Annotated in this window: 14 protein-coding genes; 7 read left to right on the forward strand and 7 right to left on the reverse strand. The window is 62.0% G+C overall.

Translation table 11 applies throughout. From position 1 onward, the window contains the following. Positions 1-41: 41 nt before the first annotated feature. The 4 genes from art_RS18145 to art_RS18160 all read left to right on the forward strand — a co-directional run bounded on the left by art_RS18145 (position 42) and on the right by art_RS18160 (position 2435). Positions 42-623 carry a helix-turn-helix domain-containing protein gene (locus tag art_RS18145; protein ID WP_038467172.1) on the forward strand — a complete coding sequence of 194 codons (582 nt, stop codon included), beginning with the start codon at positions 42-44 and terminating at the stop codon, positions 621-623. Positions 624-809: 186 nt separating this feature from the next. Beyond that, entirely contained in the window at positions 810-1505 is a 696-nt protein-coding gene (locus tag art_RS18150; protein ID WP_038467176.1) for an alpha/beta fold hydrolase, read from the forward strand. After that, positions 1502-1936 carry a DUF1810 domain-containing protein gene (locus art_RS18155; RefSeq protein ID WP_038467179.1) on the forward strand — a complete coding sequence of 145 codons (435 nt, stop codon included), beginning with the start codon at positions 1502-1504 and terminating at the stop codon, positions 1934-1936. Before art_RS18150 ends, art_RS18155 begins: the two co-directional genes overlap by 4 nt. A 37-nt stretch (positions 1937-1973) precedes the next feature. Beyond that, positions 1974-2435, forward strand: coding sequence for a hypothetical protein (locus tag art_RS18160; protein ID WP_038467182.1), 462 nt, complete (start codon positions 1974-1976; stop codon positions 2433-2435). A gap of 4 nt (positions 2436-2439) precedes the next feature. Here the strand turns inward: art_RS18160 and art_RS18165 are convergent, their stop codons facing one another. Next, positions 2440-4854, reverse strand: a complete 2415-nt coding sequence (locus tag art_RS18165; RefSeq protein ID WP_253901404.1) for a DEAD/DEAH box helicase — start codon at positions 4852-4854, stop codon at positions 2440-2442. A gap of 360 nt (positions 4855-5214) precedes the next feature. Between art_RS18165 and art_RS18170 the strand changes: the two genes are divergently transcribed. Together art_RS18170 and art_RS18175 are read left to right on the forward strand one after the other, a co-directional pair. Next, positions 5215-6891 (forward strand): acyl-CoA dehydrogenase family protein, encoded by a 1677-nt coding sequence (locus tag art_RS18170; RefSeq protein WP_038467184.1) that lies wholly within the window; start codon positions 5215-5217, stop codon positions 6889-6891. 92 nt (positions 6892-6983) lie between these two features. Beyond that, positions 6984-7883, forward strand: a complete 900-nt coding sequence (locus art_RS18175) for an alpha/beta fold hydrolase (RefSeq protein WP_038467187.1) — start codon at positions 6984-6986, stop codon at positions 7881-7883. Positions 7884-8060: 177 nt separating this feature from the next. Here art_RS18175 and art_RS18180 read toward each other — a convergent pair whose 3' ends face one another. The 6 genes from art_RS18180 to art_RS18205 form a co-directional block, all read right to left on the reverse strand. Continuing rightward, positions 8061-8327, reverse strand: coding sequence for a type II toxin-antitoxin system RelE/ParE family toxin (locus tag art_RS18180; protein WP_038467190.1), 267 nt, complete (start codon positions 8325-8327; stop codon positions 8061-8063). After that, entirely contained in the window at positions 8328-8615 is a 288-nt protein-coding gene (locus art_RS18185; protein WP_038467193.1) for a type II toxin-antitoxin system Phd/YefM family antitoxin, read from the reverse strand. It lies immediately after the preceding gene. Positions 8616-8779: 164 nt separating this feature from the next. Further along, complete coding sequence (locus tag art_RS18190) at positions 8780-9241, reverse strand: hypothetical protein (protein WP_253901405.1); 462 nt, start codon at positions 9239-9241, stop codon at positions 8780-8782. Next, entirely contained in the window at positions 9238-10089 is an 852-nt protein-coding gene (locus art_RS18195) for a cytochrome c biogenesis CcdA family protein (RefSeq protein WP_038467196.1), read from the reverse strand. Before art_RS18195 ends, art_RS18190 begins: the two co-directional genes overlap by 4 nt. Before the next feature lie 2 nt (positions 10090-10091). Continuing rightward, positions 10092-10832, reverse strand: coding sequence for a thioredoxin domain-containing protein (locus tag art_RS18200; RefSeq protein ID WP_038467199.1), 741 nt, complete (start codon positions 10830-10832; stop codon positions 10092-10094). 151 nt (positions 10833-10983) lie between these two features. Then, positions 10984-11394, reverse strand: a complete 411-nt coding sequence (locus tag art_RS18205; protein ID WP_038467202.1) for a hypothetical protein — start codon at positions 11392-11394, stop codon at positions 10984-10986. Between the two features lie 584 nt (positions 11395-11978). Between art_RS18205 and art_RS18210 the strand changes: the two genes are divergently transcribed. Further along, the gene (locus art_RS18210; protein WP_038467205.1) at positions 11979-12182 is read left to right on the forward strand and encodes a cold-shock protein; all 204 of its coding nucleotides are present in this window, start codon (positions 11979-11981) and stop codon (positions 12180-12182) included. The last annotated feature ends 28 nt before the right edge of the window (positions 12183-12210 follow it).

A 12210-nucleotide genomic window follows, 5' to 3' on the forward strand; every position in this document is an offset into this window, starting at 1 on the left:
CATAGTGGCAATCTATGTTGCTGGAATGGCAAAATTGCCTCATGGGTGATGACACCGAAGAAGTATTGACAGGCGTTGGTCCCAGGCTGAAGGCATTGCGCCTGCAGCGAGGTCGGACATTGGCTGAGTTGGCCGAGGCAACGGGCATTTCCACCAGCACATTGTCGCGGCTGGAATCCGGGCGGCGCCGGCCAAACCTGGAACTGTTGCTGCCGCTGGCCCGCAGCTACGCGGTGCCCCTCGATGAGTTGGTGGGTGCTCCCGCGACCGGGGATCCGCGGATTCACCTGCGGCCCGTCAGTCGCTTTGGCCAGACCATCGTCCCGCTGAGCAGGGGTGCCGGAGGAATGCAGGCGTTCAAGCATATGATTCCCGGCGGGGACGTGCTGCTGCAGCCCGAGCCGAAGGTGCACGAAGGCTATGAGTGGATGTATGTCCTCCGAGGTCAGCTGCGCGTGGTGCTGGGGGAGCGGGACTTCGTCATGAAACAAGGCGAGGCCGCGGAGTTCGACACCCGCACCCCGCACTGGTTTGGCCGGGCAACATTGGAGAGCGTGGAGTTCCTGACGCTGTTTGGCCCGCAGGGCGAGCGCATGCACGTTCGGGCGGCGCCGGCGAAGTAGGTGGCCTTTCCTTATGCCGCATCGCGTCCGCTCGGCAGGGTTCCCAGATCCGGGGGCGAGGCTGCGACGAAAAGCCAACCGTCCGACGTCGTCCCATAAATTCAACGCGGGGATCAGATTCACGGCAGTCGGTGACAAACAACCGTGCCCTGATACCTTGGGAGCAACTTCAAGGGAGAGGTGCCCATGGCAACGATTGTTTTGGTGCACGGCCTGTGGTCCGACGGATCCAGCTGGGCGCACGTCATCACTGAGCTGCGTTCCATGGGGCATGAGCCCGTCGCCGCGCAGCTGAATCTTGAAACATTTGACGACGACGTTGCCTCCGTCCGCCGCACGCTCGCCACCGTTTCCGGGCCGGTGCTGCTGGTGGGTTGGTCCTATGGCGGTGCCGTGGTTGGTGAGGCCGCCCGGGGTGTGGCCGATGTGCAGGCGCTGGCGTATGTTGCCGCGTTTGCCCCTGCCGAGGGGGAGTCTGTCAGCAGGTTGTCCCGGAAATACCCTGGCAGCGACATTCCCAAGCATGTGGTGGTCGCGGGAGACTATACCTACATCAACCGGGCGGGCTTTGGTCAGTTGCTGGCAGCAGACGCTCCTGCGGATGTCGTTGCCATTGCCGCCGCTACGCAAAAGATGGTCCGGATCGGGCTCGATGGCGTGAAGGTGAATCCGCCCGCCTGGCTGAACCTGCCGTCCCACTATCTGATCGCCACCGACGACCGCTGTGTGCCACCCGGTCTGCAGCGCGAAATGGCTGAGCGCATGGGTGCGTCCATTACGGAGATCGCTTCCAGCCATGCCCCGGTACTTTCCCGCCCGCGCGAGGTGGCGGAGTTCCTGGACCGGGCCGCCCGGGCGATGCCCGCCGCCGTAATCGTATGAGCGGCAGTCTTCAGCGTTTCATTGACGCGCAGGAGGGAATGTACGACGGCGTCAAGACTGAGTTGGGTGCCGGGCGCAAGCGGGGCCACTGGATGTGGTTCGTGTTTCCCCAAGTCTCCGGGCTGGGCATGAGCCCCACCTCTCAGTTTTTTGCCATCGCCTCGATAGGGGAGGCTATGGCGTATGCGGCGCACCCCCTGCTGGGTGCTAGGCTGCGCGAGTGCGCGAAGCTGCTGCTCTCTGTTCCTGGGAGGTCTGCGGAAGACAACCTGGGAGCGGTCGACGCCATGAAACTGCACTCATCAATGACTCTCTTTCAGGCGGCTGTGCCCGATGAACCCATGTTCGGTGAGGTCTTGGCCCGCTACTTCGACGGTGGCCCGGACGAGGCAACACAACGGATCCTCGCTGCGTGGCGCTCGCAGGCGTAGATGCCGGGAGCTGAGGCGCACCGGATATTGTGGAGCCGTGAAGATCTATGGTTCCAACCTTCCCTTCGGTGTCCCCGCGCGGACCTTTGTTATTGACGGCTCCGTGGCGCATCCGGTCTTGCCGTTTGTGCAGGCACTTGAGAAGGAAAAGTTCAGGGTCATCTCGGAACCGGGACAGCAGCCGATTAGGTTCCGGTACGGCTCGTTTCTGAAGGGGCTCCTGTCTCACGAGTTCGTTCCCACCCTCATCTTGCCGGAGAAGTTCCAACGCTGGGATCTGGCCATTAATGTGCTGGTTGCCGTCGAACTCGACGAACATGGCAACCACGCGGTGACCATCACCGGCAACGGCTTCCCGCGGCGCGGCAACGACTTCCTCTTCGATGTTGTGGCCAAGGGCGCCGCAGCATTCGCCCGGACCGGCCACTTGCTGCACACATCGGAATACTTCCAGGGCGACCCGAAGATGATGAAGAGGAACGGAAAGGCTGCGAAGTAACGGTTCAGAGTTTCCGCGGGTCGGGGAAGCCCAGCGACACATAGCCGGGTGCGCGCCTGCCCATGGAAGAGGCCAGCACCGGTGTGAGCTCGTCCCAGTAATCGTGCACCACCGCACGTGGTTTACCTGGATAGGGCCGTGTGACCCGCCCGACGTACTGCACCAACCGCCCCTTGAATGAAATCGGCGAGGCCAGAAACAACGTATCCAGCTTGGGGCAATCAAAACCCTCGCCAATAAAGGAACCAGTCCCCAACACCAGCAACGGTTCGTCGTCAGGCGAATTATCCAAAAGTTCGACGGCGGCCTGCCGCGCCGAGTTTTTCATCCCACCGGAAAACACGATGGGTTTCAATCCAGCCTGCTCAAACCTGGTGCGGAACTGTTCCAAATGTGCCTTCCACGTGGTGAGCAGAAGAATACGTGAGTTGACAGCGTAGGCCGCCATGACGCCGTCGTAAATCTGCTCAAAACGGGGGCCGTCCGCGATCAAGTCCTTGTAGATGACCGACATCTGGCCGGGCTCGCTGGGGTCCGCGTCGCCCGTGTAGACGTATTTGGTGCGATGTAGCTGCAGCTCCAAGGCCGGCGCCGGGATCTCAAGTTCGTGGCGGGGCAGCTGCGCGGACGCAACGGGCGCGATGGTGTGCTCAACCTGCCCGAGCTGGTGGTACATGAGCGCATCCAATTTGTCGCGGCGGTACGGGGTGGCGGTGAGGCCCAGCCACCATCGTGCCGGGATTTGGTTCATGACATGGCTGAAGGCGGCCGCGGGCACGTGATGGCATTCATCCGCAATGACGAACCCGTAACCGGCTGCCAGCTCCGCCACATTCTCACGTCGGGCAAGGGTTGGAAGTAGTGCGACGTCGATGCGCCCCGTGGTCTTTGCCCGGCCGCCACCGATTTGGCCAGGCTTTTCATCGAGAAGTTCACGAATCTGGGTGCGCCATTGATCTGCAAGGGCCTTGCGATCCACCAGGATGAGGGTGGAGACGCCACGCAACGCTATGGCAGCACACGCCATGACCGTCTTCCCCGCTCCTGGCGGAGCCACGAGAATGCCCTGTTCGACTGCCAGCAAGGAATCAACGGCCTGCTGCTGTTCCGGACGAAGTGTGGCAGAAAACCCAAAGTCAATGGCGGTCCCGTTGGTGCGTTGATCGTCAATCTTCAATGAGCTGCCCGCGGATTCTACGAGCTGGCGGAGGAGGGGTAGAAGGCCTCTGGGTAGGACCAGGTCACCCTCGAGTGTCTCGTCGAAGAAATGCAGGATGCGAGGGATGTTCCACGTCGATCGGCGCTGGCGCTGGCGCTCGTAGAATTCGGGATTCAACATTGAGGCAGCATGTTTGACGGCGGAAATCATGGCAGGGCCGAGTTCGTTCGCACGGATGGTCAGACGGGAGTTGAAAATAGCACGCACAATGAGTGCCGGGCGTGGCACGATTTGTGAGGATTGAGGAAGTTCAAGGCGTTTGACATCTTGGCCCAGCCTGACGGCAGGGAGCCTGCGAATCAGTGATGAAACGGCAGCGGGAGTCACCCGATCCAAGCTCGACAGGTACGCCCACTGGTCTGGGTAGGGTTCAAGAGTGGTGGTGTCCAGGAACAAGGTGGTGCCATGCTTGCGACGCTTTCCATTCATCGGGGCAGCGATCAAATTCCCCATGCCCTTGCCAGAGTGGACGTCTTGGGACGGAAACAGCCTGTCGTAGCTGGAGAGGCTCATGCTGCCACGAAGCCCCATGGCCTCGTGGATCAGCCCTGTGCCCAGTTGGGGTGCACGTTCACCGGTGACTGGTCCGCTGAAAAAGATCCAGACGTGGGCGCCCCGGCCCGACTGGGAGATCTCCAAGGCTGCCGGAATTCCTCTGAAGCGTGCAGCCTTCACATAGGACAGGGCATCCAACATGGCCGCGGCGCCGTCGAAGTCTGCGGCAATCCACCAGCAGGTGTCGTTTTGCAGTAGGGGATAGAAGCCGATGTGGGCGTCTCCGCGCAGGTGGCTGGCGACGGTGGCTGGCGTCAGCGGCAGAAAATTGGCGTTGTTTCGTGAGCTGCCCTTCCACCATCCGCCAGCCACCGCAGGAACCCAGCCCGCCCTGCCGTCCTTCGCGTTTTCCCAGCGGGTGGCGTAGACATCTGTGCGGGCGCGGAACAGGCTCTGGTAAAACTGGACCTTTGTTTCCGGTGGGGAGTCCATGGTTACGGGGCCCAATAGCGTCGTCGTGGCGGCGAATGCCGGCTGGTCCGGGTGCGCTGCTTTTGCCTCAGACTCGCTCAATGCCAATAACTTTCGCAGCCGGGCATTGTCGAAGCGAAGCTCCTCGATTTCCCGAGCCAGGGCGTAGTCAGCGCCCGTGGCGAGGCCGGGCAGCGGGTCCTGACTGTCGTCGGGTGTGGTGTTGGCGGTCACATCCTCAATTCTGCCTTGAATGGCAAAGATGTCGAGCAGTCTTTGCCTTCTGGCCAATACTTGGTGGGTATGCGGGGTGCCCGATGTGGATCAGAATTCGTTTCATTTGCCGATACATGCAGCCCATCTGCTCCGCTTGATATCGCGGCACAGGCTCCTCTTTGAAGTAGCGCAGGTGGATGAGCCCAATGAGTGGCAGGTCTGATATCAGGGTCGAAACTGTTCCCCGCGCTGGCGGGGATGAACCCATCCCAAGGATGCCCATGTGCGGTAGCTGAAGTGTTCCCAGTGCCGGCGGCGGGGTGGACCAAAGCACGCCGATATCGCTGCAGCCCTTGACGCACGGCATAGCCTGTAAACATGACCGCCACCGATGCCGGCATGACCGCCGAACCCCTCACGTCCAGCCAGCAGGCAAGCCTCGAAACGCACCGCGTGTTCAACCAGCCGCCGCCCCGCGTGGATATCAACGAGTTCGCGGAGAACGTCCCGCTCACGGAGTATCTGCAAACTGTTGGAGAGGCGGAGGCGACAGGCGCGCTCGAGGTGACGGGCGCCGTCGTCGGTTCCGCACAGTTCCAGGACGATGCCCGGCTGGCCCACAAGAACCCTCCCATCCTGCATACCCATAACAAGTATGGGCAGCGGATCGACGAGGTTGAGTACCATCCGTCGTACCACCGGATCATTGGCCAGGCCGTCGCAGCGGGGGCGCACACCTCTGCGTGGCGGACTCCGGGGAAGGGTGCCAATGCGTTGCGGTCGGCGCAGTTCATGCTGTTTGCGCAGGTGGAGCCTGGCCATGCCTGCCCGATTTCCATGAGCCACGCCGCCGTCGACTCCCTCCAGCTGGCGCCGGATCTGGCGGGGGAGTGGCTGCCCCGGCTGTACTCGCGCCAGTACAGTCCGGAGCTCACGGCGGGCAAACCGGGGGCACTGTTTGGCATGGCGATGACGGAGAAGCAGGGCGGCTCCGACGTCCGCGCCAACACCACCCGCGCCGTGCCGCACGATGACCATTTTCTGCTCACGGGCCACAAATGGTTCTGTTCGGCCCCCATGTCCGACGCCTTTCTGGTCCTGGCGCAGGAGGATGCCGGCCTGGGCTGCTTCCTCGTTCCGCGCGTCCTGCCCGACGGAACCCGCAACACTTTCCTGCTGCAGCGGCTCAAGGACAAGGTGGGGAACCGCTCCAACGCGTCGTCCGAGGTGGAATTCTCCAACACCGTCGGCTGGCGGATCGGCGATCCCGGCCGCGGCGTGCGTGCCATCATGGGCATGGTGGGCCAGACTCGACTGGACTGCATCCTGGGCACGGCCGCCGGCATGCGCCAGTCCGTGGCCGAGGCGCTCTGGCATGCCCGGCACCGCAGCGCGTTCGGCGCACACCTGATCGACCAGCCCGCCATGACCAACGTCCTGGCGGATCTGGCGCTGGAATCGGAGGCAGCGACCGTCGTCAGCATGCGCCTGTCCCGTGCCTTTGATAACGACGCCGGACCCTCCGAACGCGCATTCCGTCGCCTTGCCACTGCGGTCACCAAATACTGGGTGTGCAAGCGCGGTCCTAACCATGCCTATGAGGCAATGGAATGTCTGGGCGGCAATGGCTATATCGAGGACTTTCCGCTGGCCATGCGCTACCGGGAGCAGCCGGTCATGGCGATCTGGGAGGGAACCGGCAACGTGATCGCCCTCGACGTGCTGAGGGCCATGTCGGTTGAGCCGGATTCCGTGGACGCGTTCTTTGCTGAGCTTCGGCTGGCCGCCGGGGTGCATCCGGTCTTTGATGACTTCTCCGCCGCCCTCCGAGAGCAGGCGGCTGTGGTTGTGCAGTCGCCGCAGGACTTCGCCGGCCAGGCCCGGAACCTGGTGGAGCGCTTGGCATTGGCGCTGCAGGCGTCACTCCTGCTGCGGTTTGCCCCAGCTTCAATTTCCGACGCGTTTATTGTCTCCCGGCTGGGACCTGACCGCGCATTCAACTACGGCAACCTCCCGCCGTCGACCGATCTGGCGGGAATCCTAATGCGGGCGTAGGGCTGCCGATACGCCGGGTTTTGTCATCGGTGGAGCAGACGCGTGGTCGTCATACACAGCCAAATCCTCGACGGACACCTACCATGTTACTCATGGGTAACAATCTGAGTGACACGGTAACCTCCACGGATCTGGCCATTTCGTCACGGGGAGGTGGCCAGATCTGCGGCACGGTGCGGGTGCTGTCGGACGCTGATCCGCGTGCCTTGGTCGTGATCCATCCGGCGACGGCGGTGCCCGAGCGGCTGTACTCAGGATTCTCGGACTACCTCGCGGAGCAGGGTTTTGCTGTGGTGACATACGACTACCGTGGAACCGGCAGGTCCGGCACCCCGAAGGGAAACCGCACGGTGCGCATGCGGGACTGGATGGACCAGGACGTCCCCGATGTTGCTGATTGGGCCGCCGCCCAATTTCCGGGCCTGCCCCGCCTTGCCGTCGGGCACAGTGTCGGCGCGCACGCGCTTGCCCTCGGTTCCGGGGTGGCAGGACTCGAAGGAGTGGTCTCGATTGCCTCGCACGCAGGCGTGACGGCTACTGTCCGGGGGATGGCAGAGAGGGCCAAGGTGTGGCTCATTCTCAGCGCTGCCGGACCGCTGGCCAGCAAGGTTTTGGGGTACATGCCCGGCAGCAAGTTGGGCCTGGGCGAGGATTTCCCGGCCGAGGCCATGCTCGAATGGAGCCGCTGGTCAAAGCTGCCCGGCTATTTCTTTGACGATCCGACCATGCGGGCTGCCGAGCGGGCGGCATCGGTCACCGTGCCCCTGTTGTCCGTCGGATTTAGCGATGACCCCTGGGCCACACCGCAACAGATCGAGGCCATCACGGAGCACCTTGTGGCGGCCGACGTTGAGCGCCGGACGTATTCACCCGCCGACTTTGGCGTCCCGGCCATTGGCCACATGGGCTTCTTCCGCCGAGGATTGCGGGAGGGCTTGTGGCCCGAGGCGGTGGAGTGGCTCGACGCGCGGCTGGAAACTGACAAACGCTGACCGAACGCCAGACGGAGTCAACGGGCTGACCAAGAATGTCGGTGTCTGGCGATACTGTGAACCCATTCCCCGCAAATGCGGGGATGAGCATGGGGAAAGAGATACTTGGTTCGTTTCGGTTCACACGCTCCCGCTCGAAGGGATGCGCACCCGGCAACTATTGCCCTGTTTGGATTCTTAATGAATGGGATAGACGTCGGCTCGGTGGGCTACGGGAGCCACCATCACGGCAATTTGTCCCTCGTCAATGGAAAATAGAACCCTGTACGGGCCTCGTCGGGCCGAATAATAGCCGGTGAGCTTCCGCTCCAACGGCTTGCCAACTCTTTGCGGAATTCTTGACAGATCGCTGTAGACGAACTCGATGATGGCGGGCACGATCCTAGGGGGAATGCGTTGCATGTCGCGGCTGGCCGTGGGGGAGACAATCACCTCATAGGACACCTACGAGTTCCCCTTCCGGTTGGGAACACCGAACTGAGCGCGAATTTCCTCCTCGGAGAGTCCCTCACCGGCAGCAATTTCAGCCTTGGCTTGAGCGACGTCTTCGCGAATGTCTGGCTGGGACAGCCAGAATAGCGTCTCCTGCAGTGACTCCCACGCATCGGTTCCGACAATTACAGCGGCCGGGCGGCCGTTCTTGGTAATGACGACCTCGTTGCGCGTCAGCGCAGCAGAATCAACCAGCTCGGAAAGCCTGGCTTTGACTGTGGACAGAGGGAGTATTTGCATACTTCGAATATAGGTCTGAATTCTAGTCTCCGTAAGACCATGAATGGCTCGCCCCTCCCCTCCGGCCCGGCGCGCGGCCGCCGAACCCATCCGCCGCCCCGCTTGCGCAACCACCACGGAGGTGTGGCGAGAAGCGCAAGGAGGGTGCCGCCGTCGTGCTTGAACTAAGCGGAAGGGACCCTGCAGGCGTTCTCCTGCGAAATCCTGCGCGCCAGCGCCCAGGCCAGCAATCCTATGGACAACAAAGCCAATACAGGCTGAACGGGTTCGAAGAACTTCATCGCGCCCGTCGTCCCCAATGCCAGCAGCACCAACTTGTTGCAGACCGGGCAACCGACCGCGAAAAACGTCAACAGTGAGCCAAAGACCCCTGATTTGTTCGTGGCGCCGGTGCGGGCAATGGGCGATGCCACGTAGGTTGCAACGAGCAGACCGGTCAGCACCGACGTGGCGGCCAGCGCCGCATACGACCACCAGGTAGGCGGAATTTCACGGCTGAACAGCGTGTTCGGGATCAGCACGGTCGGAATCGCCACCGCGACGTAAACCAGTGCGGCCGTCGCTGCACCCACGAGCCAGCGCCGCAGGGTCCAGTCCCGCAAATTCCCGGCCACGAGTGCGATCACGATTCCTCCAAAGAGGAAGAGTCGGAGGAAGCAGCAGCCTCAGCCCGCCGTGACCTCCACAGGAACGCCCCGCCCGCCAGCAGCAGAATCGCCAGCGCGGCAACGCCAAAGCCCACGTTCGAAGCCTGCGAGGACATGCGCACAATCCATGATTCCGCCTCGTATTGCGCGTCAATACTCAGCAGTCCGCCCAGCGACGCCGTCCCTTGCGTGGCCAACAGCAGCACGCCAATGCCGATGGACAGCAGTCCGGAAACCACCATCCACACGGAGTTTTCCCACGGTCCCAGACGGAAGCGGCGCGGTTTCAGCCAGCCACGCTCACCCAGCCGCAGCCGCGTCCACAGCAGCGAAAGCACACCGAGCGGCAGGGCCATACCGAGCGCAAAAATCGCCAGCATAATGCCGCCGTACGCCGGGTTTCCGCCCGCCGCGGCCACCGCCAGGACCGATCCAAGAATGGGTCCGGCGCACACGCCTGCCACCCCATAAACCGAGCCCAGCACAAACACCGACACCGCGGAGGTCCCTTCGCCCCCGGCCCGCCGGCTCAATCCGGGAAATTCCACCCCGATGATCTGCAGAATTCCAATGACAATCACGACGCCGGCCGCCACGCTGATCAGCATCGTCCGGTTTTGCATCACCAGGGAGCCAACAAGCCCCGCCAGGAGCCCCAGTGGGACAAGTGTTGTCAGCAGTCCGGCATAAAACAATGCCGTGCGGCCCAGCAATTTGCCGGGGCTGGCGAAGGCGTAGGCGAAGAACGCGGGAAGCAGCATGACGGAGCACGGGCTCAGCAACGTCAGAATCCCGCCGAGAAATGCCCCGGTGTATCCAATATCCATCGCTACTTGGCCTTGGCCAATGCTTCGTCAATCACCTGGGCGAAAATCTCCATCGGCTGGGCACCCGGAATCGCCTGGTTGTTGATGACAAAGGTAGGCGTGCTGTTCAGGCCCAACGACGTGGCCTCATTCTTGTCGGCCTCCACCAACGCCAAGAGTTCGGGGCTCTTCAGATCGGCCGCGAACTTCGCCAGGTCCGGAATGCCAACCTTTTCAGCGAACTTCAACAGTTCGGGCTCGGACAGATCCGCCTTGGCGCGCTCCGGTGCGGCCGCGTACACGGCGTCGTTGTACTCCCAGAACATGCCCTGCTGCCCGGCGGCCCGCCCGGCAACAGCGGCACCCTCGGAATGCTCGCCAATCACGGGAAGGTCGCGCCACTCAATGCGCAGCTGCCCGGAATCCACGTACTTCTTGACGATCTCCGGCTGCGTCTTGCGGGCATAGACACCGCAGTACGGGCAGGTGTAGTCAGAATACTCAATCATCACCACGGGCGCATCGACGTCTCCCAGCGCCAGCGGATCGTTGGCCGTGCGCCGCGCCAGGTCCACCTCCTTCGGCGGCACTTCACTACCTGCCGGCGCGGTCGCCTGCGGCTTCAATTCCGGTGTGGCCGCCTCCAAACGGTTCTGTTGGGCCATCTCGCCCACAAAAATTACAGTCAAAACAAGCACCACACCCAGCACCATCGCCAGGACAATGTTTCTGGTTCTCTTCGCGGACACATTCTTCGCAGTCATATAAAAACTCTCAGGCTCTTGCGGGCGCATCACAACAACGGCCGCGGCATCGCGGACCGGCAGCGCGCCGTGCGTACATATAAGGACAAGTTCGACGCCGGACACCCACCTCTGGCTTTTGCCGTCGGCTTGGGTGCGGGCGCACCTTGGTCTACGTCCTGACTATTCCCAAGTCCAGATGCGTCAAGGCATCAGGAATTCGTCCCGCACGTTGAGCGGCCCCCAATTGCCGTGGCATGTTGCGGGGGAGTGTAGCGCCGTTGGACCCGGGCGAGTGTTGCAACAGGGCAAGGGTTGGGACGATCGCGTTGTGCTCAACCCGGACCTTGTCACGCCCCGGGATGCAGGAGGTCTGCTCCTTCTCGGAGGTATCCAGGGAAAGCACGTCCAAGGTCATCTGCAAAGCAGCGGGCTGGAGCTCCGCCGACGATGACACGGATGGCAGCGCCGTCTCGGGGAAAGCTTGGGCGCCCGTGCAGCCGAGGGCCACCAACACAAAAGAGGTGAGTGCCAGAATGAGCAGGCGGGTACCGACACGGAGCAGCGCATTTGTGCTTTGCATTCGGCTGTCCCTTCACGCGTGGCTTGGCTCATTCCATGCCATGGAATGTCTCACGGCATACAGCGCCAACTATACGTCAGCCCGCTGTCCTCTCTCCGGAAGGAGATGCGCCCGCCACGTGGTCTCCAAACGGAGAGAGAGGGTCAACCCGTCACGTGCTGTCCAAAAGAAGGAACAAGGACAAAGGGGAGGAAGGGTGGGCTGGGAGGGAGGCGGTGCCGGAAGGAGGGCCCCGGCGTCGTGCTTCCCCATAAAAGGTGAACGAATCGCCCGACATGCGCGGTGAACAATAATAAAACACTGCGTGTCATTGCGCACCGAGTGTCCCAAGATCCGCGGAAACTCACGGTAGTTTAGGAAGTGCAGGACTCCGTGTTTCGGAAAAGTGACGTACCTCTCAGAATTATGTGGCACGAAGGCTTATCCCATGTATACTTGGACGTAGTTGTAGTGTTGCGTTTTTTGTAGTTGAAGCGACGCCGCCCCTTTGGGGAGACGTCGCTTTTCTGGAGAAGCGGACTTACACCGTACACGGAGGCCCGAAGGTCGGGCGGAATCTCCAACTTCAGAAGGAAATAGAAATAATGGCAACAGGTACCGTCAAGTGGTTCAACGCTGAAAAGGGCTTCGGCTTCATCTCACCCGATGACCAGTCACAGGACGTTTTCGCGCACTACTCCGCGATCAACTCCTCCGGCTACCGCTCCCTCGAAGAGAACCAGAAGGTTTCTTTCGATGTTGAGCAGGGTCCCAAGGGTCCTCAGGCAGTCAACATCCAGGCTATCTAATTCTAAAGAAAACTTGCGGGCAACCGCA

The sequence above is a fragment of the Arthrobacter sp. PAMC 25486 genome, from assembly GCF_000785535.1.
Taxonomy (GTDB): Bacteria; Actinomycetota; Actinomycetes; order Actinomycetales; family Micrococcaceae; genus Specibacter.

What these genes read in the sequence shown, in the direction of transcription:
- art_RS18205 (WP_038467202.1), bottom strand. Translation starts at nt 11,394, where the DNA reads ATGCAAAGCACAAATGCGCTGCTCCGTGTCGGTACCCGCCTGCTCATT.
- art_RS18150 (WP_038467176.1), top strand. Translation starts at nt 810, where the DNA reads ATGGCAACGATTGTTTTGGTGCACGGCCTGTGGTCCGACGGATCCAGC.
- art_RS18210 (WP_038467205.1), top strand. Translation starts at nt 11,979, where the DNA reads ATGGCAACAGGTACCGTCAAGTGGTTCAACGCTGAAAAGGGCTTCGGC.
- art_RS18155 (WP_038467179.1), top strand. Translation starts at nt 1,502, where the DNA reads ATGAGCGGCAGTCTTCAGCGTTTCATTGACGCGCAGGAGGGAATGTAC.
- art_RS18175 (WP_038467187.1), top strand. Translation starts at nt 6,984, where the DNA reads ATGGGTAACAATCTGAGTGACACGGTAACCTCCACGGATCTGGCCATT.
- art_RS18185 (WP_038467193.1), bottom strand. Translation starts at nt 8,615, where the DNA reads ATGCAAATACTCCCTCTGTCCACAGTCAAAGCCAGGCTTTCCGAGCTG.
- art_RS18200 (WP_038467199.1), bottom strand. Translation starts at nt 10,832, where the DNA reads ATGACTGCGAAGAATGTGTCCGCGAAGAGAACCAGAAACATTGTCCTG.
- art_RS18195 (WP_038467196.1), bottom strand. Translation starts at nt 10,089, where the DNA reads ATGGATATTGGATACACCGGGGCATTTCTCGGCGGGATTCTGACGTTG.
- art_RS18145 (WP_038467172.1), top strand. Translation starts at nt 42, where the DNA reads ATGGGTGATGACACCGAAGAAGTATTGACAGGCGTTGGTCCCAGGCTG.
- art_RS18170 (WP_038467184.1), top strand. Translation starts at nt 5,215, where the DNA reads ATGACCGCCACCGATGCCGGCATGACCGCCGAACCCCTCACGTCCAGC.